Genomic DNA, 25,956 nt, shown 5'->3' with positions numbered 1-25,956 from the left:
GCATGACATGATCCGGGCCAAACTTTACCGCAGCCTGATCGGCACCGCCCTTTGCGCCGCCCTGCTGGCGGGCTGCGCTCCGGTTGGTCCGGATTTCGTGCGCCCGAACTCTCCGGTGATGAAGCAATGGATCGAGGTAAACAGTCCCAGCACCGGCGCGGGCGGCCTGACCTCGCGCAGCGCGCCCGTGGTGAAATGGTGGGAAACGTTCAACGATCCGACCCTGAACAAACTGATCGCCGAAGCCTACGCCCAAAACCTTGATCTGCAGGTGGCCGGAGCCCGCGTGTTGCAGGCCCGCGCACAGCTTGGCATCGCGTTCGGAGAACTTTATCCGCAATCGCAGGCCATCGGCGGTTCCATCCAACGCCGCCAAATCAGCGAAAACCTGGGGCCGATTTCGGACATTCGCCGGATCATTCCGCTGGATACGGAATTTTCAACCTCGCAGGTGGGATTCGATGCCCAGTGGGAGCTGGATGTCTGGGGTCAGCAACGCCGTGGCGTGCAGGCGGCGCGATCCAATCTGGCGCTGCAAGTTGCCAATTATGACGACGCTTTGGTCACCCTGACCGGAGACGTGGCGGCCCTTTATGTGAACATCCGCGCGTTGCAGGAATCTCTGGCCGTTGCGCGCGACAACATACAGCTGCAACAGGAATCCGCTGACCTGACCCAGTTACGTTTTGACAACGGCGTAACGACAGAACTGGACGTGCAGGAATCCACGGCGCTGCTGAACAACACCAAAGCGCTGGTGCCCGAGATTGAAAGTGACATTCAACAAGCCAAGAATGCGCTGGCCGTGCTGCTGGGCAAGACACCTTCGCGCATGACCGGCCTTTTGGGCAACGCCGGACGCATTCCATCCGCGCGGTCCAATGTGGCCGTTGGCGTACCTGCGGAACTGCTGCGTCGCCGCCCGGATGTGCGCGCGGCAGAACTTGCGGCGGCCACACAATCGGCGCAGGTCGGGATTGCGCTAGCGGATCTGTATCCGCAGTTCATCCTGTCCGGCACTATCGGTCTGCAGGCTTCCGGAGGGCGGGATCTGTTTTCGTCGTCCAGTTCCACGGGACTGGCGAATGCCGGCGTAGTCTGGAACGTGCTGAACTACGGACGGATCAAGAATAATGTGCGCGCGCAGGATGCAGCCTATCAGGCACTGATCGCCAACTATCAGAACACTGTTCTGACCGCCTATTCCGAGGTTGAAAGCGCCATGGTCGCCTATGCGCAGTCGCGCAAACAGGTGGGCTTTTATGAAAACAGCGTCACAGCCTCGCGCAAGGCGGCCGAGATCGCCGTGGATCAGTATCGCGACGGCATCGCCGACTATTCCCGTATTTTGAACACGCAAACCGCGTTGCTGCGTTCGCAGGCCAATCTGATCCAGGCGCGACAGCAAGTGTCGAGCAATCTGGTCGCCGTCTACAAGGGCTTGGGCGGTGGCTGGCAAATCCGGCAGAATCAGGAATTCCTGCCGGAAACCGTGCTGGCCGAGATGGCCTACCGGACCGACTGGGGCGATCTTCTGGAGGAAACCCCGACCCGCGCCAGCCTGAACTGACCGTTATTTCGTCAGCCCGCGCAGCCCGCCCGAGATCAGGATGTTAACTTCGTACAGGATCCGCGGGGCAGCCAACCCGCCGGGGCTGGCCAGATAGTTCGGGCTCCACTCCGGTTCGAATTTCTGTTTGAAGGACCGCAGCCCCTCAAAGTGATAGAATTGCTCGCCATGTTCGTAAACGAACCCGCCGATGCGGTTCCACAGCGACGCCAGCTGCCGGTTCTCGATCCCCGAAAACGGCGCCGCGCCCAGCGAAAACCACCGAAACCCCTGCTCTGCCCCCCATGCCATCATTTCCGCGAACAAGGCGTCCATGACGAAACTTGGGCTGTCGGGTTCATACCGCATCAGGTCCAGCGACAGCTCGGATTTATGGCCACCCTGAAACAGGTTGGCAAAGGCGACGATCTGGCCGGTGTCGCCATTCCGCAGCACCGCGTGATCAAAGTAGGACAGATATTGGTCGTCAAAACCGCCCAGGGCAAACCCCTTCTCCTCGCCGGCCTTCCGCTCAAGCCAGTCGTCCGAAATCTTTCGCAACTCGGGCAGCACCGGGGCCAGCTTTTCCTTTGGTATGATCTCGAACACGTACCCCTCACGCTCGGCCCGGTTTTTAGCCTGCCGGAATCGCTTGCGCGACTTGCCGTCCAGCGAGAAATCCTTTAGCGGCACGCGCGCGACTTCGCCGATTTTCAGGATGGACAGGCCCAGATCCAGAAAGGTCGGCAGGTATTTGGTGGATACGCTGTAGAATGCACACAGCTTGCCTTCGCGGTCTGCCATTTCACGCAGTTGCCAGATCAACTGCTTCCCGGCGGCTTCATCACCCACAGGTTCGCCTTTGGTGATCAGCGCATTGCCCGTATCGGCATAAGCCAGAAACGCGGTTTCATCGGGTGAGATCAGGAACTGCTTGTCGCCCGTCAGCGAGATTTGGGATTCGGTGTCTTCGCATTCCATCACCAGACGTTCGACGACAGGCGGAATCTCGGTTCGTACCGGCGGCGGGATGTCGCGCCCGAACAGGGAATTCACCGCAACCACGCCAAGAATGACTGCGACTACGAGGCTGGACCGTAAAAAGCGCGAGGCGTCGCCATTCCAGGCGAATTCCCACCACAGGGAATTCTGATATTCAACATGTGAATAGGCAAACAGCCCGACCCAGAAAACGACGGCCAGCAGGGCGATGACGCTGACCAGCCAGGGGATGTTCAGCCGAAAGATCGATGCGCCGCTGACGCGATAGAACGCGCCCCGGAACATGGCCAGCAGCGCAATGGTGCCCAGCATGCTGATCGCCTCGTGGGTATCCAGCCCCTTGGCCAGCGACGCCACAAATCCGGCCACCATCAACAACATCGCAACGACCCAGGCGCGGTAGAGTTTTCGGAACAGCCCGCGCGACACGAGGATCAGCAGGACCCCTACGGCGCTGCCGACCAGATGTGAGGCTTCGACAAAAGACAGGGGCAGGAATTCTCGCAGCGCCCCAAGGTTCTGACTGCTGGAGGGCAGCGCCCCGGAAACCAGCAGGATGACCCCGGCCACCGCAGCGACCCCGGCCGCGACCATCGGAACAATCGGGCGGATGACACGGTAGACCCAGGTCGCGGCACCGCTGATGTGATGGCGGTGCGTCATGGCCGACGCGACGGCGATGGACAAGCTTGCGATTGCAAAGGGCAAGAAAGTGTAAACCAGCCGGTACAGCAACAATGCCGCGATGACGTCAGACCGCCCCGAGGCGCCCAGCCCCGCGATCAGCGTCGCCTCGAATGCGCCGATCCCGCCGGGCGCATGGCTCAGGATGCCAACGGCAATTGCTCCGATATAGATCGTAAAGAAATAAGGATAGCCAACACCCAGATCATCCGGCATCAGCACGTATAGCGTCATCGACGCCCCAAACAGATCGCCGACCGCCGCCAGGGTCAGCAGGCCCGCCAGCTTGCCGCCGGGCAAATTGAACCCGACCCCGCCATAGGCGAGCCTGCGCCCGCCCTTCGCCAGCCAGAGGAACAGGGTCGCGACACTTGCTAGCAGGCAGATCCCGATCACCGTTTCCGTGGTTTCGCTGATGGGCAGAACCTTCGCGATCCCGTCCGGATGCAGGGTCAGAAGAATGCCAAGCAGCAGCACAAAGCCGGACCAGAACGCAATCCACGAGGTCGCGATGACTCCGGCAACCCGGCTGAGGTCCAGACCCAGTGAGGCATAGATGCGGTACCTAATCGCTGTACCCGTGATGTAGGAAAACCCAAGGCAGTTTGAAACGGCATAGCCGCTGGCGCCGGCCATGCCCGCAACGGGCAGAGGGACCTTACCTTCGGCCACGCTTTGAACGGCAAACACATCATACATGGACAAGGACAGAAAACTGAAGCAGGTCCAGCACAGCGCGAAAAACATCAGTTTCCACGATGTATTGGCGACGTCCTTCTGAACGTCCGACCATTTCACATGCGAAGACAATTCGTGCAGCACCGTCAGCGCGATCAGGGTCACCAGGATCGGAATCGCGATTTTGACCCAAGGCTTTTCCAGAAATCCGGTCACCCGCTCGGCCCAGCGAAGGGCCCAGAGTTCTTCCCCTGTTTCCTGATTGGTCATCGTGTATCCCTGCTCTTCAGGCGCTGCATCACTCCTGCACGCGGCCGGTCCGCGCCGGGCAACTCTTGCACAATTTCTTTGAAGCTCAAAGCGCTACGCAGGTTCAGACCCGCCCTTTGCGTGTGGACAGTAGCAGGTTGGTCTCGGACCGGGTTATCCCCTCCATCCGCCGGATCTGGAACAGAACTTCGTCCAGTTCGGCCAGGGTTTCTGTCCCGATCTCGGCGATCAGATCCCAGCTGCCGTTGGTGGAATGAACGGCGCGCACCTGACGCATGGCGGCAATCCTGGCCATCGTGCGTTCGGTTCCCCGGCCCTCGATTTCCAGCATCATCAGACCCCGGACCGGGCTTTGCGCCACGTCTTGCCGTGTGAGAACGGTGAACCCAACAATCTCGCCCGACTGCTTCAGGCGCTGCAATCGGCTGCGCACTGTTGTGCGGGTCACGCCCAACGTTTCCGCAAGCTCGGACAGAGATGCCCGCGCATCCCGGTGCAGCGCATTAAGCAGCCTGCTATCCAAATCGTCCATGTCAGCTTCTCATTTCGTGCCTCTTGGTTTCATTTTGAACATTTTGATGTCTTCTCGCAAGCCATCCCGACGAATTAGATAACCATATGGATATCGAACACGTAATTTTGGTTGGTGCCCCGATGGATGCGGGAAAGCGTCGTCAGGGGTGCCGTATGGGGCCAGACGCCTATCGGGTTGCTGGTCTCGAACAGGCCCTGTCCGATCTGGGGCATCGCGTCACGGATATCGGTGACGTCCGGCCGGATGACACAACGGTGACCGAGCACGCACATCTGTTTGCCCTGCCGGAATGCATCGGTTGGACCAGCGCCCTGAGCCGCGCAGCGCAAGAGGCGGCACCCAACGGTTTGCCGATTTTCATGGGCGGCGATCATGCCCTGTCGATGGGCACTGTCGCAGGCATGGCCGCCCATGCCGATCAGATCGGGCGACCCTTGTTCGTGCTTTGGCTGGACGCGCACAGCGATTTCCATACCCCGGACAGCACCGGTAGCGGCAACCTGCATGGCACCCCTGTCGCCTATTTCACCGGGCAATCCGGTTTCGACGCCTTTCCGACAGTACCCGCGCCGATCCCCACGGATCGTGTGGGCATGATCGGCCTGCGGTCGGTCGATCCCGCCGAGCGCGCCAAGCTGGAGCAGGACCACGCAATGCTGGCGGACATGCGCAGCATCGACGAACACGGGATCAAAGCGCCTCTGATGGCTTTTCTGGACAGGGTCCGGGCTGCCAATGGTTTGCTGCATGTCTCGCTGGATGTCGATTTCCTCGACCCTTCGATCGCGCCGGCGGTCGGCACCACCGTTCCGGGTGGCGCGACCGAACGCGAAGCCCATCTGGTGATGGAGTTGCTGCACGAAAGCGGGGTTGTCGGCTCGTTGGATCTGGTCGAACTGAACCCGTTTCTGGATGAACGGGGGCGCACTGCCAAACTGATGGTCGATCTGGCTGCCTCGCTTCTGGGCCGCCGTATCTTTGACCGCCCGACCCGGAGTTTCTGATGCAATCCCTGCAAGCGCCCTCGTCCGTTGTAATGATCCGCCCACACGCGTTCGCCTCGAACCCAGAAACGCGCGACGACAATGCCTTTCAGACCCTCGCCGACAGATCGGCCGCCGCGACCTCTGCCGAGGCGCGTGCCGAGCATGACAGGGCGGTGGAACTGCTGCGCAACGCAGGCATCACGGTGCATGTTTTCGACGATCACGGCCAGTTCGACACGCCGGACAGCGTTTTTCCGAACAACTGGTTTTCCACCCACCCCGGCGGGCACGTCGCGATCTACCCGATGTTCGTACCCTCCCGCCGGCGCGAACGTCGGCCCGACGTCATCGAAATGCTGAAGCAGGAATACCGCGTTCAGGATGTGATCGACTATTCCGGGCTGGAGCAGGACAAACTGGCGCTGGAAGGCACCGGCGCAATGGTTCTGGATCACGTTGGCCGCGTCGCCTACACGGTCAAATCCAACCGCGCCGATCCCGTCCTGCTGGAGCGGTTCTGCACCCATTTCAACTATGAACCCATCGTGTTCGAAGCACAGGATGCTGAAGGCCGTGACGTGTACCACACCAATGTCCTGATGGGCATCGGGACCGAATACGCTTTGATCTGTTTGGACATGATCACCGATCCCGAACGGCGGGCAACCGTAAAGGCCCGGCTGGAGGAAACCGGCCGCACCGTCATCGACCTGTCCCACGAACAGATCGGTGAGTTTGCCGGCAACGCGATCGAACTGAGCGGCCAATCCGGGCTGGTGCTGGCACTGTCCAGCCGGGCGCTGGCATCACTGACCCCGGAACAAATCGCAATCATCGAAGCAAGCGCGACGCCGCTGCCGCTTTCGGTGCCCACAATCGAAACCGCAGGTGGATCTGTGCGCTGCATGATTGCCGGCATCCATCTTTCGCGCCGATAGGAGGCCATCATGCAACCTTCCGACAAAGCCCTGGTGCCGTTTGTATCCGTCGACAACATGATGCGACTGGTGCATCACATTGGTCTCGAACGGATGATCACCCAGATTGCGGCCCAAATCGAATCCGACTTCAAACGGTGGGAGAGCTTCGACAAGACCCCGCGCATTCCTGCCCACTCGCCGCATGGCGTGATCGAGTTGATGCCCACCTCGGATGGCGAAGCCTACGGGTTCAAATACGTCAACGGCCACCCCAAGAACACGTCCGAGGGGTTACAGACCGTGACCGCCTTTGGCCTGCTGGCGGATGTCTATACCGGCTATCCCACCCTGCTGACTGAGATGACAATGCTGACCGCGCTGCGTACCGCCGCGACCTCGGCGCTGGTGGGTCGCTATCTGGCCCCGAAATCCGCAACGGTTATGGCTATGATCGGCAACGGCGCGCAATCGGAATTCCAATGTCTGGCCTTCAAGGCGATGTGCGGAATTACAACCGTCCGCCTCTATGATACAGACTGTAGAGCAACCGAAAAATGCGCGGCAAACCTGCAAGGCAAAGGTCTGAAAGTCGTGTCCTGCACAACGCCCGAAGAGGCGATCGAGGGCGCGCATATCATCACGACCTGCACTGCGGACAAGAAATACGCCACCATCCTGACGGATAACATGGTCGGGCCGGGCGTGCACATCAACGCCATCGGCGGTGACTGCCCGGGCAAGACCGAACTGCACCGCGATATCCTGCTGCGGTCGGATATTTTCGTTGAATACCCCGAACAGACCCGGATCGAAGGGGAGATTCAGGCGCTGGATGACGATCACCCTGTAACCGAGATGTGGCAGGTCATGACCAGCCAGGCCGAAGGACGCCGCGACGACCGTCAGATCACCCTGTTCGACAGCGTTGGCTTTGCGATCGAGGACTTCTCTGCCCTGCGCTACGTCAAATCTGCAATCGAAGGCACAGAGTTCTTTGAACCCCTCGACATGCTGGCCGACCCGGACGATCCGCGCGATCTTTTCGGAATGTTGATGCGGGCAGAATAGCGCACCGACAGGGGGGCTCTGCCCCCGCCGCCTTCGGCGTCTCTCCCGAGGTATTTGCAGCCAGATGAAGTGAGGATCCCCTGCTTCATCTGGCCCTAAATACCTCGGAGCGCGAGGCAGAGCCTCGCAAAATACCCCAGCTCACCCGGCAAGCGACGGTAGGTAGAGAACAATTGCCGGGAAGGCGACAAGCAACGCAATGGTGACGGCGTCTGCGACGAAGAACGGAGTCACGCCTTTGAACACGTCCTGCACGCTCAGATCCGGGCGCACGCCGGCAACGACGAAACAGTTCAGACCGATGGGCGGTGTGATCAGACAGAACTCGGCCATCTTGACGACCAGAATACCAAACCAGATCGCACACATTGGACCCGACATGCCAAAGGCGCTGTCGGCGGCACTGACGGTCTCGCCACCATTCAGGGCCATGACGGCCGGATACACGACAGGCAGCGTCAACAGCAACATTCCGATGGCGTCCATGAACATGCCCAGGACCGCATAAGCCAGCAGGATACAAATCAGGATCAGCATCGGCGACATTTCCAGGGACGTAATCCAGTCGGAAAACACGCCCGGCAGATCGGCAAAGCCCAGAAACCGCACATAAATCAGGACACCCCAGATGATCGAAAAGATCATCGCCGTCAGCTTGGCTGTTTCCAGCAGCGCCGATTTCAGTTCTGTCCAGCGCATGCCGTGGAACAGGGCAAAACAGAAGACAATGAAGGCACCAATCGCCCCACCCTCGGTCGGCGTACCCCAGGCTTTTTCACCGAACGGGTTGTAGACAAAGCAGATGATGATCAGGATCACCGCCACGATCGGGAACGCACCGGGCAAGGATGCGAACCGTTGTTTCCAAGTAAATCCGGTAACCGGCGGCCCGACCGACTTGAAGATGACCGCGATCCCGACAATCAGCAGCCCATAAACCACGGCTGAAAACGCGCCGGGAATGAACCCGGCCAGCAGCAGTTTACCTACATCCTGTTCCACGATGATCGCGTAAATCACAAGAATGGCCGACGGTGGGATCAGCGAAGCCAGCGTACCGCCGGCGGCGACGACCCCGGCCGCGAATTGCTTGTTATAACCGACCTTCAACATCTCGGGGATCGCGATCCGGGCAAAAACGGCGGACGTGGCCACCGAGGCGCCGGACACGGCAGCGAACCCGGCTGTGGCGAAAACGGTCGAGACCGCAAGCCCGCCCGGCACCCACGCGACCCAACGCTTGGCTGCTTCGAAAAGGGCGCGGGTCAATCCGGCATAATAGGCCAGATACCCGATTAGAATGAAGGTCGGGATCAGGCTGAGCGTGTGTGCGGCAACCTTGGAATGCGGCACCTGCCCTGCCGTTTTGACGGCGACAGTCAGCGCTTTGCCGAACCGATCGGGGTCATAGTCGAATTTGGCCCAGAATATCCAGATCAGCCCCACCAGCCCGGCCAGACCCGCCGCAAACGCCACGCGCATGCCAGTGACGACCAGAACCAGCAGACCACCCGTGACCCACAGGCCGATATCAATCGTGTCCATCTGCTAGTCCTGCCCTTCGAACTGCTCGGCCTCGGCGGCGGCCTGTGCAGCGGTGTCCTGAATCAGCGGCACCGCAACCGGGTTTTCCAAACCCAGCACGAAGGCACGGCCATAGCCCCAGACCTGAAGCGTAAGACGAAGGCACAGCACGGAAAACGCAACCGGGGCCAGCAGCTTGGCAGGCCAGAGCGGGATGCCGATGTCGATGGAGCTGTCGCGGCTCCACAGTGGCGCGCCAAAATCAAAGGACCGGTCGAAATGAGACCAGCTGCCCCAGACCAGCGCCAGCATCAGCACAAGGATCAGGATCACCGAGATCAGTTCGAACAGCCAAAGTGCCCGGCCATGCAGGCGCGAGATGACGATATCCATCCGGATATGCCCGCCATCGCGTTGCACAAATGAAACGCCCAGAAAGGCAATCAGCGGCATGGCCTGTTCGATCCAGTCCACATAACCCGGCAGGGGTGCGTTGATCGCGTTCCTACCGCTGACCGAAACAACCGCCAGCACCATCAACCCGAATACGGCGATTCCGCTGATCAGCGCCAGAAAACGCTCTGCCTGCAATAGTCGACGATCCAGCCGGCTAAGGCGGCTGCCATCTTCAAGCACCGTGGCCTGTCCTGCCATTCCGGCGTTCCCCTGTCTTGTAATCGGTGTCCGGGTGCCTGGTTCGGCACCCGGTTAACGCGATCAGTTACCGCCGCGCTGCTGCTTGAGCGTGGTCTGAACCAGATCGTACAGGTCCTGCGCCGGCAGGCCCTGAGCGGCCATGTCCGCGATCCATTGCTCGCGGATCGGATCGGCCGCCTTGGTGCGGAATTCGTCGATCACGGCGTCGTCGATCTGAACTTTCTCAACACCCTTTTCGGACAGAACTCCGTCCCATTGCTCCAGTAACCCGCCGTAATTGGCGAGGTAATGGTCAATCGCCTCGTCGATCGAACTGTTCAACGCTTCGCGATGCTCGGCGGGCAGCGCCTCATAGGCGTCGATGTTCACGACGACCGGACAGTTGACCGTGCCGGGGTTCAGGTTGGCGGTCCACCAGTCGGCCTCATTGATTGTCCCGAAAGACAGATGCGCGTGCTGCGCAAAGGCAACCGTATCCACGACACCGGATTCCATGGCATTGAACGCTTCGGTCGCAGGGACCGAGGTCGGGACACCGCCAACGGCTTCGAATGCCTGCCCCAGACCACCGGTCGCACGGACGCGCATACCGTCGAAGTCAGCCAGGGTGGACCGCGGATCGCCAGTACCGACCAGATTATATTGGGGCATTGGCGAAGTCATGATGATACGGGCGTTCCATTGCGCCATCTCATCCTTGACCGCTGGGTGATCATATACCGCATGACTGACGGCAACCTCTTCTTCCAGTGTATTCACGCCAAGGAAGGGCAATTCCAGAACCGTGATCGCGCGGTTCTTGTCGCGGTGATACCCGGCACAGAACTGGGCCATCTCGAACGCGCCGATTTCGATTCCATCCAGATTTTCGCGCGGCTTGGACAGGCCGCCATAGCTGACGTTGATGGTGAACTCGCCACCAGTCTTTTCGCTGACCAGTTCGGCCAGTTTTTCAACATGTTCGGTGAACGCGCGGCGTTTGCCCCAGACGGACGCATTCCACTCGGTCGCTGCTGCTTCGGTGACGAATGCAACACCCAAGGCGGCGACGGCGGCACCGCTCAACATTTTTTTCATCATGATTTCTCCCTATGCTGCGCCCCTTGTCCGAGCGCTTGGCCACAAAGCTAGCGCCAACATCGGAATGTGCCAACCCCGGACGGGGTATGCGCGCAACCCCCGGGATCAACGTCATACGCTAACAACTGTGAGGAGAATCCGGGCGGTGGCGCACTGAGCGCAAATCATTGAGGCAAGACAGAGAATTTTGTTACAGACTATCTGTTGATTCAAATACCATTTTTTATTCCGGTGTCGGAAAATTTACTAAACTGACAAGCGAAGAAAAAGTTCTTTACAAACTAATCGTGAGTTTTCTGTAATTTATTTCTTTGTTTTCAGTTCTCAGTATTATTCCTCTCGGGGAGGAAGCAGATCGACGGTGCCTGTTCAGTCTGCGGGCAACATGCGATCCGGTCAAATCTAGTCCAGAGGGAGGAGCCTCAGTATGACAACCGCTGCCCAGGAAGGGGTCAACGTCTATCCGCCGAACGCTGAAACCGTTTCGCGCGCCCACGTCGATGCCGACAAGTACAATGAAATGTACCAGGCCTCGATCAACGATCCCGTCGCATTCTGGGGCGAACATGGTAAGCGGATCGACTGGATCAAGCCTTTCTCAAAGGTTAAGGACGTCAGCTATGACTTTGGTTCGGTTGGTATAAACTGGTACGCAGATGGCACTCTGAACGTTTCGGCAAACTGCCTGGATCGTCAGCTGAAAACCCGCGGTGACCAGACGGCTATTATCTGGGAACCCGACGATCCAAACGACGCAGCCCAGCATATCACCTATGCCGAACTGCACCGCCGCACCTGCCGCATGGCCAATATTCTTGAATCCATGGGCGTGCGCAAAGGCGACCGGGTTGTGATCTATCTGCCGATGATCCCCGAGGCGGCCTATGCCATGCTGGCCTGCGCTCGTATTGGCGCCATCCACTCCATCGTGTTTGCCGGATTCTCACCTGACGCGCTGGCAGCGCGGATCAACGGTTGTGACGCCAAGGTCGTCATTACCGCGGACGAGGCCCCGCGCGGCGGCCGCAAGACACCGCTGAAATCCAACGCAGACGCAGCGCTGCTGCACTGCAAGGACACCGTCAAATGTCTGGTGGTCAAGCGCACTGGTGGTCAGACCACCTGGATTGCCGACCGCGACTATGACTACAACGAAATGGCGCTGGAGGCAGATGACTATTGCGCCCCGGCCGAGATGAATGCCGAAGATCCGCTGTTCATTCTCTATACCTCCGGTTCAACCGGTCAGCCCAAGGGCGTGGTGCACACCACAGGCGGATATCTGGTCTATGCCGCGATGACGCACGAGATCACCTTCGACTATCACGAAGGGGATATCTACTGGTGCACGGCGGATGTCGGCTGGGTCACCGGGCACAGCTATATCGTCTATGGCCCGCTGGCCAATGGCGCGACGACGCTGATGTTCGAGGGCGTGCCGACCTATCCGGACGCGGGCCGCTTCTGGGAAGTGTGCGCGAAGCACAAGGTCAACCAGTTCTACACCGCCCCCACCGCGATCCGCGCGCTGATGGGTCAGGGCAACGAATGGGTCGAGAAACACGATCTGAGCGATCTGCGCCTGCTGGGAACTGTGGGCGAGCCAATCAACCCCGAAGCCTGGAACTGGTACAACGAGGTTGTCGGCAAGGGCAATTGTCCCATCGTCGACACCTGGTGGCAGACCGAAACCGGCGGCCACATGATGACGCCCCTGCCCGGCGCGCATGCGATGAAGCCCGGTTCGGCCATGAAGCCCTTCTTTGGCGTGCAGCCGGTCGTTCTGGACCCGCAATCCGGTGTCGAAATCAACGGCAACGGCGTCGAAGGCGTGCTGTGCATCAAGGACAGCTGGCCCGGTCAGATGCGCACCGTCTGGGGCGATCATGAGCGGTTCGAGAAAACCTATTTCTCGGACTACAAGGGCTACTATTTCACCGGCGACGGCTGTCGTCGGGACGAAGATGGCGATTACTGGATCACCGGCCGCGTGGACGACGTGATCAACGTCTCGGGGCACCGCATGGGCACCGCCGAAGTGGAAAGCGCACTGGTGGCCCACGCTGCCGTGGCTGAGGCCGCCGTAGTTGGCTATCCGCATGAAATCAAAGGACAAGGCATCTATTGCTATGTGACTTTGATGAATGATCGCGAACCCTCGGACGAGTTGCTGAAAGAGCTGCGCACCTGGGTCCGGACCGAGATTGGCCCGATTGCCAGCCCGGATGTGATCCAGTGGGCCCCCGGCCTGCCCAAGACCCGCTCGGGCAAGATCATGCGCCGTATCCTGCGCAAGATCGCCGAGAACGATTTTGGTTCGCTGGGCGATACCTCGACCCTTGCCGATCCGTCGGTGGTCGAAGACCTGATCGAAAACCGTGCGAACAAGTGAGGATGTGATGGACGCGACCACGATCACCACACCCACCGTTCTGATCCTTCTCGGCCCTCCGGGCGCCGGGAAGGGCACGCAGGCGCGGATGCTGGAGGACAAGTTCGGTCTGGTGCAGCTCAGCACCGGTGACCTGTTGAGGGCGGCTGTTGCCGCCGGAACCGACGCCGGACAGGCGGCCAAGGCCGTGATGGAGGCCGGCGATCTGGTCAGCGACGAGATCGTCATTGCCATTCTGCGCGACAGGTTGGCCGAACCGGACTGCGCCAAGGGCGTAATTCTGGACGGTTTCCCGCGTACGACGGTTCAGGCCGAGGCGCTGGACGGGTTGCTGTCGGAAAGCGATCAGAAGATCAGCGCCGCGATCAGCCTTGAGGTCGAAGATTCCGAAATGGTGATCCGCATCTCGGGCCGCTTCACCTGCGGGGGCTGCGGCGAAGGGTTCCACGACACGTTCAAAAAACCCGCCGAGGACGGCAAGTGCGACAAGTGCGGACATACAGAGTTCAAGCGCCGTGCCGATGACAACGCGGAAACGGTGGCTTCGCGCCTTCAGGCCTATCACGCACAGACCGCGCCGCTGATCACCTATTACGAGACACATGGCGTCCTGCAACGCACCGACGCCATGGGCAAGATCGAAGACATCGCCGGCGATCTCGAAAGGATCGTTGGTGCGGCGATGAACTAAGGGGAGGAGATAAGCCCCAAGGCTTTGATCCTTTACATGAATGCTTCAAAGGACCCGCCCTGGCGGACCGGAGAAGTTATGCCTGACGTCAACCCACCGTCAGGTGCAATCGGGAGGCGGTCCGCGACACTGGAGGAGTCGGATGCGGACCGTCACAGAGGGAAGCGAAGGAGGAACCCGCGATGGCGGATCAATCTACAAACTCAGCGCAGACTGCCGAAGCCGATAAGGGCTATTGGCAGGCCAACCTGCGCCTCATTTACATCAGCCTCGCGATCTGGGCGCTGGTGTCGTTTGGATTCGGCATTCTGCTGCGTCCGATGCTATCGGGGATCGCCGTTGGCGGCACCGATCTGGGCTTTTGGTTCGCACAGCAGGGATCGATTCTGGTCTTTCTGGTGCTGATCTTCAACTACGCCTGGCGCATGAACAAGCTGGACGCTGAATACGGCGTGGACGAGGAGTAATCAGCATGGACCAGTTTACCATCAACCTGCTGTTTGTCGGCGCGTCCTTTGCGCTGTACATCGGCATCGCGATCTGGGCCCGTGCGGGATCCACATCCGAGTTCTACGCCGCTGGTCGCGGCGTTCACCCGGTCACCAACGGTATGGCGACTGCGGCGGACTGGATGTCCGCGGCCTCGTTCATCTCGATGGCGGGCCTGATTGCCTTTACCGGCTATGACAACTCGACCTTCCTGATGGGTTGGACCGGTGGCTATGTGCTGCTGGCGCTGCTGCTTGCCCCTTACCTGCGCAAGTTCGGCAAATTCACCGTCTCGGAATTCATTGGCGACCGTTTTTACAGCCAGACCGCGCGTATCGTTGCCGTGATCTGTCTGATCGTGGCGTCGGTGACCTACGTGATCGGTCAGATGACCGGCGTGGGCGTGGCCTTTGGCCGCTTCCTTGAGGTGAGCAACACCACTGGTCTGCTGATCGGTGCGGGCGTTGTGTTTGCCTACGCGGTGTTTGGCGGGATGAAAGGCGTGACCTACACTCAGGTCGCTCAGTACTGCGTGCTGATCACCGCTTATACCATCCCGGCCATCTTCATCTCGTTGCAGCTGACAGGCACGCCGGTTCCGGCACTGGGTCTGTTTGGCGACACCGCCAGCGGTGAGCCTCTGCTGACCAAGCTGGACGCCATCGTGACCGAGCTGGGCTTCAACGACTATACGGCCCACCACTCGAACACGCTGAACATGGTGCTGTTCACCCTGTCGCTGATGATCGGTACTGCGGGTCTGCCGCACGTCATCATGCGCTTCTTCACCGTGCCGAAAGTGTCTGATGCACGTTGGTCCGCCGGCTGGGCGCTGGTCTTCATCGCGCTCCTGTACCTGACCGCCCCTGCGGTTGGCGCAATGGCCCGTCTGAACATCACCGACATGATGTGGCCCAACGGTGGCATTGAAGGCGGTGCCGTTTCGGTCGAGGAAATCGACACTGATCCGCGTTATGACTGGATGGCGACATGGAAGAAAACCGGTCTGCTGGATTGGGAAGACAAGAACGGCGACGGCAAGATCCAGTACTACAACGATGCGAATGCCGACATGCAGGCGCTGGCAGAAGAAAAAGGCTGGGTCGGTAACGAGCTGACCAAGTTCAACCGCGACATCCTGGTTCTGGCCAACCCCGAGATTGCCAACCTGCCCGGTTGGGTGATCGGTCTGGTCGCGGCTGGCGGTCTTGCGGCTGCTCTGTCGACCGCTGCGGGTCTGCTGCTGGCAATCTCGTCGGCTGTGTCCCACGACCTTGTCAAAGGTGCAATCAACCCGTCAATCTCTGAAAAGGGTGAACTGCTGGCGGCGCGGATCGCGATGGCTGTGGCCATTGTTGTGGCAACCTATCTGGGTCTGAACCCACCGGGCTTTGCGGCGCAAACCGTGGCCTTGGCGTTCGGTCTGGCGGCGGCCTCGATCTTCCCGGCGCTGATGATGGGGATCTTCTCGACCCGCATCAACAACACCGGTGCGGTTGCGGGTATGCTGGCTGGTCTGACGGTCACGTTGGTCTACATCTTCCTGCACAAGGGCTGGCTGTTCATCCCGGGCACCAACTCGTTCACCGATGCTGACCCGCTGCTGGGTCCGATCAAGTCGACTTCGTTCGGCGCAATCGGTGCAATGATCAACTTTGCGGTTGCCTACACGGTTGCAGGCATGACCAAAGAGACCCCGCAGGAGATCAAGGATCTGGTCGAAAGCGTCCGCATTCCCCGTGGTGCGGGTGCAGCTCAGGATCACTGAGTTCGATGCGGTCAGTAACCTCCGTCGCTGACCGCGTCATTCGATCCACTGTTCCCGCCCGGCATTCCACCGGGCGGGATTTTTCACCCGGAAGACGAGGACCGTTCCATGCCCCTGTCCCATGATGAGATCACCCGGTTCCTGAAATCCGTTCACCCCTATGACGCCCTGCCCGCCGACACGCTGGACGAACTGGCGAAGCAGATCGAAGTCTGGGAGGTCGAAGAGGACTTTCCTGTTTACGAACTGGGCCACACGCTGCCCGGGGTGTTCGTCATTTACGAAGGACAGGTTGAAATTACGGATGAGAATGGCTCGGTCGTCTCGCACCTGGGTCTGCGCAATTCGTTTGGGGAACGCGGGCTGTTGAAAGACGGCAAGGCCGCAACCAAGGCGCGGGCGCACACGCCGTCTGTGCTGATCGTTCTGCCGCCGGATCTGGTGCGCGGGCTGATCGACGGCCATGACGTCGTCGCCCAATTCTTCAACAGAACGCGCGGAGAGCGGACCGGCCCGCAAAGCCTGGCGACCAGTTCAATCGACGTCCTGATGGCCCGCGACCCGGCCACCTGCCCTCCGTCCATGCCGGTTCAGGAAGCCGCGCGCATGATGCGCGACCGCCATATCTCGTCTCTCTGCGTCACCGACGGCGATGCGCTGCTTGGCATAGCAACACTGCGCGACATCTCGGGCAAATACGTGGCCGGAGCGATGGCCAGTGATACGCCGGTTGCGTCGATCATGACATCTGATCCGGTCACCCTGTCACCGTCGGACATCGGGTCTGATGTTCTGCATGTCATGATGGAACGCGGTGTCGGCCATATCCCGATTTCCGAAAGCGGCAAGCTGGTCGGCATCGTAACCCAGACGGATCTGACCCATTACCAGGCCGTGAACTCGGCCGAGCTGGTCCGGCGTATCGCGCATGCCGATACGGCCGAGCAGATGGCCGCGGTGACGGCGGAAATTCCGCAATTGCTGGTGCAACTGGTTGCCGGAGGTAACCGGCACGAAATCGTAACCCGCCTGATCACCGATATTGCGGACACGGCGACCCGACGCCTTCTGGCGCTTGCCGAAAAGAAGCTGGGCGCTGCCCCGGTGCCCTACCTGTGGCTGGCCTGCGGCTCGCAGGGGCGGCAGGAACAGACCGGCGTATCGGATCAGGACAATTGCCTGATGCTGGATGACAGCGCAGGCGATGCAGACATGGCCTACTTCGCAGACCTTGCGAAATTTGTTTCCGACGGGCTGGACGCCTGTGGCTATTTCTACTGTCCCGGCGACATGATGGCCACGAACCCGCGCTGGTGTCAGCCGGTGCGCGTCTGGCGTGATTATTTCCACGGCTGGATTGCCAAACCAAACCCCGAGGCGCAGATGCTGGCCTCGGTCATGTTCGACCTGCGTCCGATCGGAGGCGCGTTCGATCTGTTTTCCGATCTTCAGGCCGATACCCTTGCTGCCGCAAACGCGAATTCGATCTTTGTGGCCCACATGATCTCGAACTCGCTAAAGCACACGCCGCCGCTTGGCTTGCTGCGTGGGTTTGCCACCATCCGCTCGGGCGAGCATCGCAATACGCTGGACCTCAAGCACAACGGCGTTGTGCCGGTCGTCGATCTGGCCCGCGTCTACAGCCTGCAAGGTCAGTTGACCGAGGCCAACACCCGCGCCCGCCTGAAAGCTGCCGAGGCGGCGGGGGTGCTTAGCGCCGCAGGCGCGCGGGACTTGTTGGACGCCTATGATCTGATTGCCGAAGCACGCCTTGAGCATCAGGTCAGGCTGGTCAAATCAGACAAAGAACCCGACAACTATCTGCCACCGTCCAGCTTGTCCGACTTTGAGCGAAGTCATCTGCGGGACGCGTTCGTTGTTGTAAAAACGATGCAATCGGCGGTTGGTCATGGCAAAGGAATTCTCGGCTGATCCCGGCTGACCAAGGAATGGGCGCAAGCGCCCGAAATTCGGAGCGACACTATGTTTCTGGAACTTATCGGCACCATCTTCGCAGGCTTCGCGTTTGCCGGTTTGGTAATGGTCGTCAACAAACTGTCGGGGGGCCGCCTGCCCCGCTGGGCCGCGCCGGTCGCTGCGGGAGTGGGCATGATCGGCGTGACGGTCTCCAGCGAGTATTCCTGGTACGACCGCACGCGCGATGCGCTTCCGGATGGTCTGACCATCATACAAGAGGTCGAAAGCCGCGCCTTTTACCGCCCCTGGACTTATGCCGTGCCCTTTGTGGACCGCTTTGCGGCGATTGACACGGTCTCGGTTCGCACCAACGAACTGGTTCCGGAACAGCGACTTGTTGACCTTTATTTCTTTGGCCGATGGGCGCCGGTTTCCAAACTGCCGGTTGCCGTGGACTGTGCCGAAAACCTGCGCGCCAATCTCGCGGACGGGGCCGAGTTCGGCACCGAAGGTCAATTGCTGAACGCGGACTGGATCACCGGTGGCAAAGATGACCCGATAATCGAGGCAACCTGCGGAGTGTGACATGCTGATCCGGCTGAGCCTGCGCCTGAGAATTTTCCTGTTCTTCTGCCTTCTGGCCCTTGGCAGCCTGGCTGTAAGCGCCCTCTCGCTTTGGGTCAGTTACAAACGCGCCGCGGATCCGGATCTGGCCAGCGCATTCATTTTTGCCGAAATCCTGATGGGGTTTGGGTTCGTGGCATTGATCGTTGCCGTTTGGCTGTTGTTTGACGACAACGTTGCCAAACCGATCGAACGGTTGTCGGCCCAGTTGCGCGCCCGTGCGCATGCCGGGGTCAGCACGGATGTTGACACGCACACGGCGCGCTTTCTGGGCGACCTAGCGCCCGCCGCGGCCGGATTGGCGGATCAGCTGTCCGACAAAACCATGGACATAGCCGAGGCCGTGGCCGCCGAAACGGCGCATCTGTCCGTCGAAAAACGCAGGCTTACGGCCCTGCTGACCGAAATTCCGGTCGCCATGGTACTGGCAAGCCCGACCCACAAGATTGTGCTCTATGACGGACAGGCCGCCGGCGTCCTTGCACAGATTTCCCACCCCCGCCTGAACGCATCGCTTTTTGAGTATCTGCTGCCTGAACCGCTGGAGAGAGCATATGCGAAACTCGCCAAGTCGGGGCTTGAGGTTCAATGCAAGCTGAACAGCATCGACGGCACGCAATCCTATTCCGCCCGGATGAAGCCGTTGGGCGACGCGCCCGGCTACCTGCTTATTTTCGAGGACAGCATTGCCAACATCCCGCCCGAAGCCGCCCGGCCTCTGACCTATGATTTCGACCTGCTGCACAGCGACACCGAAGACAAGTTCGAGGAACTTGCGTTACATAACCTGTGCTTCGTCGTCTTCGACACCGAAACCACCGGGCTGCTGCCGCACAAAGATGAAATCGTGCAGATCGGCGCGGTACGGGTGGTCAACGGGCGGATAGTCGATGGCGAACGCCTGGACATGCTGGTTGATCCCGGCATCCCGATCCCTCCGGCCTCGACCAGAGTGCATAAGATCAATGACCGCATGGTCGCGGGCGCACCGGACATCGGTCAGGCAGGGCGCATCTTTCACCAATTTGCGCATAATGCCGTGATCGTGGCGCATAACGCGCCCTTTGACATGGCCTTTTTGCGGCGCCACGCCAAGCGTATGAATGTCGAGTGGGATCACCCCATTCTGGACACCGTTCTCTTGTCGGCCGTCTTGTTTGGCGCAAGCGACACCCATACGCTGGACGCCTTGTGCGAACGGCTTGAGGTCACGATACCACAGGACCTGCGTCACACGGCCCTGGGTGACGCAGTCGCCACCGCCGAGGCGTTAGTCAAGATGCTGCCGATGTTGCGGGCGCGCCGCATGAGCACCTTTGGCGAGGTTATCGAGGCAACCCGCAAACACGGTCGCCTGCTGGAAGACCTGAACTGACCGCCGAAACATATCCGCCGGATTCAGCTTTTCATGGACAATTCCGGCGGGTCGTGGCACCTGATGCGCGACCATCGAACGAGCACCCAATGACCGAAAAGACCTTTTCGCCCGGCCCGGATCAGAGCATCGCTTTTCGCGAAGCGTTGGGATGTTTCGGAACCGGCGTCACGGTGATCACGACAAACACGGACCGCGGCCCGCGGGCAATCACCGTCAATTCGTTTTCCTCGGTTTCGCTGGAGCCGCCCTTGGTCCTGTGGTGTCTGGCCAAAGAATCCAACCGGTTTGCATCATTCAGCGCTTGCCAGCACTACTCGATCCACGTGATGGCGCAGGAACAGCAGGATCAGGCGCTGCGGTTTGCTCGCGACGGGTTGGATTTTTCCCATGCCGACTGGGACACAGATCAAAAAGGCCGCCCGCACCTGTCCAACTGTCTGGCCCGCTTCGACTGCCAGCTTCACGCCAGGCATGAGGCCGGCGATCACCTCATTATCGTGGGCGAAGTTGAAACGGTCATGTACCGCACCGGCAAAGGGTTGATCTTCAAACGCGGCCAGTTCGGCGGTTTTGCGGATTTTCTTTAATACTCACTCATCCAATGAGCCATGCACGGCCAACGCCTCAAGTTGGGTCTCTTGCGGTGTGATGATGCGGTAGGCTTCGTGCACGCCGGTTTCGGACAGCTCCCGGGCGACGGTCAGCAAGGTGTTCGGAGCGTGTTCTTCGCACAGTTCCGTCATTTGGGCGACTTCGGATTGCGCGACGCCCAACGCGGCTTCGACCGAGGGCGCTCCGTAGAACTGCACGAAATGTTCGGCCAGGTTCTGCGCGATCCGTGCGACCTCGGGTAGTTCGATCCGGGTGACCGCAACAAAGGTCACGCGCCCGAAGGTTTCGACACCCAACCAGCCATTCGAAAACGCCTGCCGTGCCTTGCCTTCCAGATCCGCCTGCCCCCAGTTGGAAAATTCAAACCCTCCGGAAATGCACCATTCCCCGGTTCGGGCCGGAGAATGAAAGACATTCATGTCGCTTTCGTCAAAATGTATCGCGCGCGCAAGTTTCATCATCCCGCCTCCAACAATTCCGTCAACGGGCGCAGCCGCGTGTCCGCACCATTGCGGATCAGCATTCCAAACCGTTCGTCCGTACCCAGAAACACGCCGCCATCGCCAAAAGGTTCGCCGACACCGCGCAACAAGCCCATCCATTCGCCATGCAGGGGAGCATTGCCATCCTCCTGCCAGCGGTTGAGCCAAGTGAGCATGTGGCGTGACCAGCTTTCAACCATTTGAACGGGCGAGACATCGGCACAGCCTTCATCGTAAAGCGCCGTGATATCAGGGGTTTCGCCCGGCGCATCGCCGGTCTGCAACAACGCCAGTTCCCATCCGATCACCAGCCAGTCCGGTTCCTCGCTCGCAATGGTGGACGAGGCTGCGGCCTGGAACGTCCCGCACTTGGCGCCATTCACACAGATCAGCCCGTCCCAGCCCAGATGCACGGCCACTTCTGGCGGGGCCAGCGCGCCCAGTGCATTCTGAAACCCCACGGCGCAAAGCGGCAGCATGGCCATCGCATCCCGCAACGGAACTTCGGGGGCGAAAACGATGGCAACGCGCAGCCGGTCGGCCTGAATGTTGTAGATGACTGTTCCCGCATCACATCCTAACGCTGCCATGGCCTGCGCACGCTCGAATGGGTCTTCCCCACCCTGCACCGGATGACCCGTCAGCAACGGGGGAAAGACCGGCTGCGTCATGCGTATCCCTTGGCGATCATGTCGCGGGCGATCTTGCGGAACGCATCGGACTGAGCACTATCGGGTTTACTGACGACGATAGGTGCGCCGCCGTCCGCCGCGACGCGGATGTCCAGATGCAGCGGGATTTCCCCCAGCAGCGGAACGCCCAGCGCTTCGGCCTCGGACGCAACACCGCCATGCCCGAACACGTGCTCCTCATGTCCGCAATTCGAGCAGATATGGGTCGACATATTCTCGATCATGCCGACGATCGGCGTCTTGAGCTGATTGAACATGTCGATCCCCTTGCGGGCGTCGATCAGGGCCACGTCCTGCGGTGTCGAAACGACGATTGCGCCGTCCACCTTGAACTTCTGGCTCAGGGTCAGCTGCACATCCCCTGTGCCCGGCGGAAGATCGACGATCAGCACATCGAGTGCACCCCACTGCACCTGACTCATCATCTGTTGCAGCGCGCCCATCAGCATCGGACCTCGCCAGACAACCGCCTGCCCTTCATTGGTCATCAGACCCATCGACATCATGGTAACGCCATGATTGCGCAGCGGCAGGATGGTCTTGCCATCGGGGCTGGCGGGACGGCCTGAGACACCCAGCATTCGTGGCTGCGACGGCCCATAGACATCTGCATCCAGCAGTCCAACGCGACGGCCTTCGGCGGCCAAAGCACAGGCGAGATTGGCCGAGACCGTGGACTTTCCGACCCCGCCCTTGCCTGACGCGACCGCGATGATCCGATCCACGCCCGGCACTGCCTGCGGGCCGGTCTGCGAGGGTTTAGGCTTGGGTTTCAGATCCGGCGGCGCCTTATCGGAATGGGCCGTCAGCATGGCCGACACTTTGGCAACTCCGTCGACCAGTTGCGCGGCCTGTTCGGCAGCCGCGCGCACCGGTTCCATCCGCTCGGCCTGTTTTGGGTCGATCTCAAGCACGAAGCGCACCGTGTCGCCTTCGACATTCAGCGCGCGGACGACACCGGCGCTGACGATGTCCTGACCCGAGACAGGATCAGTGATCTTTTTCAGGTTCGTCAGAACCGCGTCACGAACACTCATGCGTCAGTCTCCTTGATGCGCCCTGCCTTCAGGGCCGTGCGTATCGACAAACTCCGGTCGCCGCTCATTGCATGTGTCTCCGTCTCTTTCTGTTCAATTGACGCATTTGGTGCCGGGCCGCTAGGCTGAACCATGCGCTTTGTCCTTTTGTGCCTGAGCCTGACGCTCTCTGCCACCCCCTCTTGGTCACAAGAGGCAATTGGCCTCGCGGCCCCGGCCGAGGTTGCAGACTCTGGTCTGTTGCAACATATCCTTCCGCGCTTCTCTCTCAAGACCGGGATACGCGTTATTGCGGATGATGCGGGCGTTCTGTCGCTGGAAACTGCCCCGCCCGGCGATCCGGTCTTTGCCCGCGATGGCGTGATCTATCACCTGCGGATCAGGGACAACACCAGACATGAACGGTTTCGGGACTGGTTGCTGTCGGATATCGGCAAGCGCACGGTCGAGAGCTTTGTCCCGGATCAGGGCGCGCCCTTCTCGGCCAGCTTCGCTGTCACGGCGGCACCGGCGAATACGGTTGTCGACGGGGATACAGCACAAGGCGAAAAGCTATCCATGACCCATTGCGGTCGGTGCCATGTGATCGGACCCCGGAACCGCATGAACGGGCTTGGTTCAACACCCTCTTTCGCGGTTTTGCGCGCCATGCCCGACTGGTCGGAACGGTTCCAGGCGTTCTTTGCGCTCAACCCCCATCCGTCCTTTACCCAGATTGACGGGCTTACCCCACCGTTCGACCCCCAGCGCCCGTCACCCATTCATCCGGTCGAATTGACGCAGGACGATCTTGAGGCGATCCTGGCCTTCGTCGCGGGTATCCGTGCCGCCGATCTGGGCGCACCCCTGCAGCTTCAGTGATCCTTTCTTTGCGAGAAATAATCCTCGGTCGTGACCACCTTGGGCTTTGGCTTTGACTGAAACGGATTGTCCTGATGCTGAAACTGCGCGTTCACCCGGCAATTGTCGCACATCTGGATCATCCGGGCCTGTTCCGATGTGGCAAACATCGAGTGCGTGCCTGACAGTTTCTCCATGATCCGCTCGACCGTGGATTTCACACCAAACAGCGCCCCGCATTCCACACAGGCAAACGGTTCCTCTTCGTTCAGCACCTGCTGGGACAGGGCCGCATCGCTGAGATCCAGCTGTGGGACAAGGCTGATGGCATCCTCGGGGCAAATACCCTTGCACAAGCCGCATTGCAGACAGGCGTCCTGCTGAAAATTGAGCTGCGGGTTGTCCGGGTTATCAACCAGCGCACCCGAAGGGCAGAGCGATACACAGCTCAGGCACAGCGTGCAGGCGTCCGTGTTCACAGCAACCGCACCATAGGGCGCATTTTCCGGCAGCGGCAATGGCGCCTCGGCCTGCGGATTGAGGGCTTGTGCAGACAACCGCGCGATTTGCCTGCGGTTCCCCAAAGGCAGAACAGGGTCGGCCAAAGGCGCAGGAACCTGTTGAGCGTAAAGCAGGTCGGACAGGGCATCCGGGTCGGATTCGTCGATCAGCCCCATCCCGTCCTGTCCGCCTATTGCTTGCGCCAACGCAAGTTCACGGTCCAATGCATCGCGTTCCGTGGTCGGGGCCAGCAGAATATCGACCCGCGCAAACCCATGCGCCAGCGCGGCCAGCATTTCGGCATGACCAAAGCCCGAGATCACGTTCAACTCCAATGGAACGACGTCTGCGGGCAGGCCGCGCCCGAACCGGGCGGCCAGTCGGATCATCTCGGCCCCATGGGCGTCGTGCACCAGCAGACGCGGCGCGTGGCCGCCCGCCCGCCGATAAGTGCGCGCCAGAATGTGCATCCGCGACAGCAGGGCCGAAACCGGCGGGTCTTCGTAGGTGATGGCGGTCGACGGGCAAAGCGCGGCGCATTCGCCGCACCCGGCGCAAATCATCGGTTCGATGGCAACGTGTTCTCCCGCCGGGGTGATCGCACCCGTCGGGCAGATATCCAGACAATTGGTGCAGGCGACCTGTTCCGCACGGGAATGGGCGCACAGCGTCTCTTCCAGCCGCACGTATAGCGGCTTTTCAAAAGTGCCAACCAGTTGCGCTGCGTCGAAGGCCAGACGCTCGACAGCGACGGCATCTCTGGGATCAGCGCGCAAATACCCTTCACGCTTGGCCGGGGCCTGTACAAGCGGAGTGTCGCCGGTCAGGTCCAGAACAATATCGCAGGAGGATTGCGCGCCGTCTCGTGGTTCTGACCAGGCAAATGCGCCACGACCGCCGGGCAGCAACTGTTGCACCGTGTCAAGGTGTATTGAGAACCCGCCCAAAGCACCGTGGATTGCGCGGATACGCCCCCGCACCACGTCATAGGCGCGCGATGTTGGCTCTGTGTCATCCGTGGTCAGCACCGTCACCGCCAGCGTCGGAGCCAGACGTTCGGCCAGATCGAAGGCCACGTTGCCAGGGCCGGCAATGAAACAGGTCCCTTCGCTGATAACGTCCAGGCTGGGTGTAACCGGATGCGGCAACACCGCCTCGGCGGCCAGCGCGGCCATTTTGGCCCCGGCGTCCGCACCCTGAGCAGACCAGCCCGCCCGGTCCCGCAAGTCTACGAAAGCAGGGGCGTCGGCACCAATGTCTTTTGCCAGTTCGCGAAACACATCCTGTTCCTGCCCACAGGCAATCAGAACCGGCGCGTCGCCCTTCAGGAAATCGGCAGCCACAGCAAGTTCGCGGGTGCACAGCGCGGTATGCGCCTTCGGGCATTCAACGTCGCAAGCCGAGGCGATCCGGTCGGCGTCAACTGACTGCGTTCCTTCGCAGTCGCACAACAGAAGTTTGGTAGCCATATCCTCCCCCGGATATATTCTTATGCTCAGCACATTAGACCGTATCTGCAATGTGGCAATCCAAACTCGGGCCGGTTCCAAGAAATCCGCAGTCAAATCAATGCGAACACA

22 protein-coding genes are annotated in these 25,956 nt (G+C 60.3%); 13 read left to right on the top strand and 9 right to left on the bottom strand.

Features of this window, described 5'->3' with window-relative positions; genetic code table 11:
- Positions 1 to 7: 7 nt before the first annotated feature.
- The gene (locus ACR0D8_RS04595; RefSeq protein ID WP_480644886.1) at positions 8 to 1,570 is read left to right on the top strand and encodes an efflux transporter outer membrane subunit; all 1,563 of its coding nucleotides are present in this window, start codon (positions 8 to 10) and stop codon (positions 1,568 to 1,570) included.
- A 3-nt stretch (positions 1,571 to 1,573) separates the two neighbouring features.
- Here ACR0D8_RS04595 and mprF read toward each other — a convergent pair whose 3' ends face one another.
- Complete coding sequence (mprF, locus tag ACR0D8_RS04590) at positions 1,574 to 4,183, bottom strand: bifunctional lysylphosphatidylglycerol flippase/synthetase MprF (protein WP_480644884.1); 2,610 nt, start codon at positions 4,181 to 4,183, stop codon at positions 1,574 to 1,576.
- Between the two features lie 103 nt (positions 4,184 to 4,286).
- Positions 4,287 to 4,715, bottom strand: a complete 429-nt coding sequence (locus ACR0D8_RS04585) for an Lrp/AsnC family transcriptional regulator (protein ID WP_475160011.1) — start codon at positions 4,713 to 4,715, stop codon at positions 4,287 to 4,289.
- A gap of 86 nt (positions 4,716 to 4,801) precedes the next feature.
- On the opposite strand from ACR0D8_RS04585, the gene rocF reads away from it, so the two are divergent.
- From rocF to ACR0D8_RS04570, 3 genes are read left to right on the top strand one after another with little or no spacing between them, the layout of a single operon-like run.
- Positions 4,802 to 5,722 carry an arginase gene (rocF, locus tag ACR0D8_RS04580; RefSeq protein WP_475160004.1) on the top strand — a complete coding sequence of 307 codons (921 nt, stop codon included), beginning with the start codon at positions 4,802 to 4,804 and terminating at the stop codon, positions 5,720 to 5,722.
- On the top strand, positions 5,722 to 6,642 hold the full coding sequence (gene ctlX, locus ACR0D8_RS04575) for a citrulline utilization hydrolase CtlX (protein WP_480644883.1): 921 nt from the start codon (positions 5,722 to 5,724) through the stop codon (positions 6,640 to 6,642). The genes rocF and ctlX overlap by 1 nt, the downstream gene beginning before the upstream one ends.
- A gap of 6 nt (positions 6,643 to 6,648) precedes the next feature.
- On the top strand, positions 6,649 to 7,692 hold the full coding sequence (locus ACR0D8_RS04570) for an ornithine cyclodeaminase (protein ID WP_480646357.1): 1,044 nt from the start codon (positions 6,649 to 6,651) through the stop codon (positions 7,690 to 7,692).
- 141 nt (positions 7,693 to 7,833) lie between these two features.
- On the opposite strand, the gene ACR0D8_RS04565 is transcribed toward ACR0D8_RS04570, so the two are convergent.
- From ACR0D8_RS04565 to ACR0D8_RS04555, 3 genes are all read right to left on the bottom strand, one after another.
- Complete coding sequence (locus ACR0D8_RS04565; RefSeq protein ID WP_480644881.1) at positions 7,834 to 9,237, bottom strand: TRAP transporter large permease; 1,404 nt, start codon at positions 9,235 to 9,237, stop codon at positions 7,834 to 7,836.
- A gap of 3 nt (positions 9,238 to 9,240) precedes the next feature.
- Positions 9,241 to 9,870 (bottom strand): TRAP transporter small permease, encoded by a 630-nt coding sequence (locus ACR0D8_RS04560; RefSeq protein ID WP_480644880.1) that lies wholly within the window; start codon positions 9,868 to 9,870, stop codon positions 9,241 to 9,243.
- A gap of 63 nt (positions 9,871 to 9,933) precedes the next feature.
- On the bottom strand, positions 9,934 to 10,950 hold the full coding sequence (locus ACR0D8_RS04555; RefSeq protein ID WP_480644879.1) for a C4-dicarboxylate TRAP transporter substrate-binding protein: 1,017 nt from the start codon (positions 10,948 to 10,950) through the stop codon (positions 9,934 to 9,936).
- 430 nt (positions 10,951 to 11,380) lie between these two features.
- Here ACR0D8_RS04555 and acs point away from each other — a divergent pair, with 430 nt between their 5' ends.
- The 8 genes from acs (at position 11,381) to ACR0D8_RS04515 (ending at position 20,799) form a co-directional block, all read left to right on the top strand.
- Positions 11,381 to 13,345, top strand: coding sequence for an acetate--CoA ligase (acs, locus tag ACR0D8_RS04550; protein ID WP_480644878.1), 1,965 nt, complete (start codon positions 11,381 to 11,383; stop codon positions 13,343 to 13,345).
- A gap of 7 nt (positions 13,346 to 13,352) precedes the next feature.
- On the top strand, positions 13,353 to 14,036 hold the full coding sequence (locus ACR0D8_RS04545) for an adenylate kinase (RefSeq protein WP_480644877.1): 684 nt from the start codon (positions 13,353 to 13,355) through the stop codon (positions 14,034 to 14,036).
- A 182-nt stretch (positions 14,037 to 14,218) separates the two neighbouring features.
- A complete protein-coding gene (locus tag ACR0D8_RS04540) occupies positions 14,219 to 14,503 on the top strand; it encodes a DUF4212 domain-containing protein (RefSeq protein WP_475159963.1) in 285 nt (94 codons plus the stop codon).
- Positions 14,504 to 14,508: 5 nt separating this feature from the next.
- Positions 14,509 to 16,293: a sodium:solute symporter family protein gene (locus tag ACR0D8_RS04535; RefSeq protein WP_475159951.1), complete on the top strand. Its 1,785-nt coding sequence runs from the start codon at positions 14,509 to 14,511 to the stop codon at positions 16,291 to 16,293.
- Positions 16,294 to 16,401: 108 nt separating this feature from the next.
- Complete coding sequence (locus tag ACR0D8_RS04530) at positions 16,402 to 18,225, top strand: DUF294 nucleotidyltransferase-like domain-containing protein (protein WP_480644876.1); 1,824 nt, start codon at positions 16,402 to 16,404, stop codon at positions 18,223 to 18,225.
- A gap of 51 nt (positions 18,226 to 18,276) precedes the next feature.
- Positions 18,277 to 18,795, top strand: a complete 519-nt coding sequence (locus tag ACR0D8_RS04525) for a hypothetical protein (RefSeq protein WP_480644875.1) — start codon at positions 18,277 to 18,279, stop codon at positions 18,793 to 18,795.
- A gap of 1 nt (position 18,796) precedes the next feature.
- Entirely contained in the window at positions 18,797 to 20,209 is a 1,413-nt protein-coding gene (locus ACR0D8_RS04520; RefSeq protein WP_480644874.1) for a 3'-5' exonuclease, read from the top strand.
- Positions 20,210 to 20,298: 89 nt separating this feature from the next.
- Positions 20,299 to 20,799: a flavin reductase family protein gene (locus tag ACR0D8_RS04515; RefSeq protein WP_480644873.1), complete on the top strand. Its 501-nt coding sequence runs from the start codon at positions 20,299 to 20,301 to the stop codon at positions 20,797 to 20,799.
- Positions 20,800 to 20,802: 3 nt separating this feature from the next.
- Here the strand turns inward: ACR0D8_RS04515 and ACR0D8_RS04510 are convergent, their stop codons facing one another.
- From ACR0D8_RS04510 to ACR0D8_RS04500, 3 genes are read right to left on the bottom strand one after another with little or no spacing between them, the layout of a single operon-like run.
- Complete coding sequence (locus ACR0D8_RS04510; protein ID WP_480644871.1) at positions 20,803 to 21,282, bottom strand: DUF6505 family protein; 480 nt, start codon at positions 21,280 to 21,282, stop codon at positions 20,803 to 20,805.
- Positions 21,282 to 21,977: a biotin/lipoate--protein ligase family protein gene (locus ACR0D8_RS04505; protein WP_480644870.1), complete on the bottom strand. Its 696-nt coding sequence runs from the start codon at positions 21,975 to 21,977 to the stop codon at positions 21,282 to 21,284. Before ACR0D8_RS04505 ends, ACR0D8_RS04510 begins: the two co-directional genes overlap by 1 nt.
- Positions 21,974 to 23,035 (bottom strand): Mrp/NBP35 family ATP-binding protein, encoded by a 1,062-nt coding sequence (locus tag ACR0D8_RS04500; RefSeq protein WP_480644868.1) that lies wholly within the window; start codon positions 23,033 to 23,035, stop codon positions 21,974 to 21,976. Before ACR0D8_RS04500 ends, ACR0D8_RS04505 begins: the two co-directional genes overlap by 4 nt.
- 132 nt (positions 23,036 to 23,167) lie before the next feature.
- Here ACR0D8_RS04500 and ACR0D8_RS04495 point away from each other — a divergent pair, with 132 nt between their 5' ends.
- Positions 23,168 to 23,896 (top strand): c-type cytochrome, encoded by a 729-nt coding sequence (locus ACR0D8_RS04495; RefSeq protein WP_480644867.1) that lies wholly within the window; start codon positions 23,168 to 23,170, stop codon positions 23,894 to 23,896.
- On the opposite strand, the gene ACR0D8_RS04490 is transcribed toward ACR0D8_RS04495, so the two are convergent.
- Positions 23,890 to 25,845, bottom strand: a complete 1,956-nt coding sequence (locus ACR0D8_RS04490) for a 4Fe-4S binding protein (RefSeq protein WP_480644866.1) — start codon at positions 25,843 to 25,845, stop codon at positions 23,890 to 23,892. The two genes, ACR0D8_RS04495 and ACR0D8_RS04490, sit on opposite strands and share 7 nt — an antisense overlap.
- Positions 25,846 to 25,956: the final 111 nt, after the last annotated feature.

The organism is Ruegeria sp. BG10 (genome assembly GCF_056538575.1).
Note: the sequence above shows the minus strand (reverse complement) of the source record. Positions and strands in the feature narration are given on the sequence as shown.

Bases quoted from the DNA above. Each gene is read 5' to 3' on its own strand.
- ACR0D8_RS04565 (WP_480644881.1), bottom strand. From the start codon at position 9,237: ATGGACACGATTGATATCGGCCTGTGGGTCACGGGTGGTCTGCTGGTT.
- ACR0D8_RS04525 (WP_480644875.1), top strand. From the start codon at position 18,277: ATGTTTCTGGAACTTATCGGCACCATCTTCGCAGGCTTCGCGTTTGCC.
- ACR0D8_RS04555 (WP_480644879.1), bottom strand. From the start codon at position 10,950: ATGAAAAAAATGTTGAGCGGTGCCGCCGTCGCCGCCTTGGGTGTTGCA.
- acs (WP_480644878.1), top strand. From the start codon at position 11,381: ATGACAACCGCTGCCCAGGAAGGGGTCAACGTCTATCCGCCGAACGCT.
- ACR0D8_RS04545 (WP_480644877.1), top strand. From the start codon at position 13,353: ATGGACGCGACCACGATCACCACACCCACCGTTCTGATCCTTCTCGGC.
- ACR0D8_RS04510 (WP_480644871.1), bottom strand. From the start codon at position 21,282: ATGAAACTTGCGCGCGCGATACATTTTGACGAAAGCGACATGAATGTC.
- ACR0D8_RS04540 (WP_475159963.1), top strand. From the start codon at position 14,219: ATGGCGGATCAATCTACAAACTCAGCGCAGACTGCCGAAGCCGATAAG.
- ACR0D8_RS04520 (WP_480644874.1), top strand. From the start codon at position 18,797: ATGCTGATCCGGCTGAGCCTGCGCCTGAGAATTTTCCTGTTCTTCTGC.
- ACR0D8_RS04585 (WP_475160011.1), bottom strand. From the start codon at position 4,715: ATGGACGATTTGGATAGCAGGCTGCTTAATGCGCTGCACCGGGATGCG.
- ACR0D8_RS04515 (WP_480644873.1), top strand. From the start codon at position 20,299: ATGACCGAAAAGACCTTTTCGCCCGGCCCGGATCAGAGCATCGCTTTT.
- ACR0D8_RS04535 (WP_475159951.1), top strand. From the start codon at position 14,509: ATGGACCAGTTTACCATCAACCTGCTGTTTGTCGGCGCGTCCTTTGCG.
- ACR0D8_RS04505 (WP_480644870.1), bottom strand. From the start codon at position 21,977: ATGACGCAGCCGGTCTTTCCCCCGTTGCTGACGGGTCATCCGGTGCAG.
- mprF (WP_480644884.1), bottom strand. From the start codon at position 4,183: ATGACCAATCAGGAAACAGGGGAAGAACTCTGGGCCCTTCGCTGGGCC.
- ctlX (WP_480644883.1), top strand. From the start codon at position 5,722: ATGCAATCCCTGCAAGCGCCCTCGTCCGTTGTAATGATCCGCCCACAC.
- ACR0D8_RS04560 (WP_480644880.1), bottom strand. From the start codon at position 9,870: ATGGCAGGACAGGCCACGGTGCTTGAAGATGGCAGCCGCCTTAGCCGG.
- ACR0D8_RS04530 (WP_480644876.1), top strand. From the start codon at position 16,402: ATGCCCCTGTCCCATGATGAGATCACCCGGTTCCTGAAATCCGTTCAC.
- rocF (WP_475160004.1), top strand. From the start codon at position 4,802: ATGGATATCGAACACGTAATTTTGGTTGGTGCCCCGATGGATGCGGGA.
- ACR0D8_RS04490 (WP_480644866.1), bottom strand. From the start codon at position 25,845: ATGGCTACCAAACTTCTGTTGTGCGACTGCGAAGGAACGCAGTCAGTT.
- ACR0D8_RS04500 (WP_480644868.1), bottom strand. From the start codon at position 23,035: ATGAGTGTTCGTGACGCGGTTCTGACGAACCTGAAAAAGATCACTGAT.
- ACR0D8_RS04495 (WP_480644867.1), top strand. From the start codon at position 23,168: ATGCGCTTTGTCCTTTTGTGCCTGAGCCTGACGCTCTCTGCCACCCCC.
- ACR0D8_RS04595 (WP_480644886.1), top strand. From the start codon at position 8: ATGATCCGGGCCAAACTTTACCGCAGCCTGATCGGCACCGCCCTTTGC.